The 535-nt window shown below is 62.8% G+C and carries 1 protein-coding gene; it reads right to left on the reverse strand.

Annotated features, from left to right (window positions below; translation table 11 throughout):
* Nucleotides 1-16: 16 nt before the first annotated feature.
* On the reverse strand, nucleotides 17-535 hold a 519-nt coding region (locus BGIM_RS0100900), incomplete at its 5' end, for an IS5 family transposase (protein WP_020467934.1).

The raw sequence follows: 535 nt of genomic DNA on the forward strand, positions 1-535 counted from the left end.
CTTAGAGCCTGTAACTTTATGAGTTACAAAAGTATTTAAAGCAAATGAGGCTGAGGCCAAGATTTAACAGAGCCAGTTGCATTTCTTGTGTCTTCTCCGTGACAACTCTCAGCTTGCGAAAGTTATGCAGCCAGCCAATCGTCCGCTCCACCACCCACCGGATTTTGCCCAACCCGCTGCCGTGAGGCGTGCGGCGTTTCGCCAACTTCGGCTCGATGCCCCGCTCCCGCAACTCGTCCCGCAACGCTTCCGCGTCATAGGCCCGGTCCCCGTACAACCCTCCGGGCCGTCCGCCCGGCCCCTCGTCTTCCCCCTCCGGGTCGAGCGGGCCGGCCGAGTCAACCAACGGCAGCGTTCCGGCGGCGTCGGGCTTGTTGGCCCCCGTCACCTCGCCGGCCAGCGGAATGCCATTGGCATCAACCAGAAGGTGATGTTTCACACCCGGCCGTCCCCGATCCGTGGGATTGCGGCCGTTTCCCTCGACGCCTCCCCGCGCCCGGGCGAAGGACGTGTCAACGGATGCCCGATCCCAGTC

It is taken from the genome of Zavarzinella formosa DSM 19928 (assembly GCF_000255705.1).
Taxonomy (GTDB): Bacteria; Planctomycetota; Planctomycetia; order Gemmatales; family Gemmataceae; genus Zavarzinella; species Zavarzinella formosa.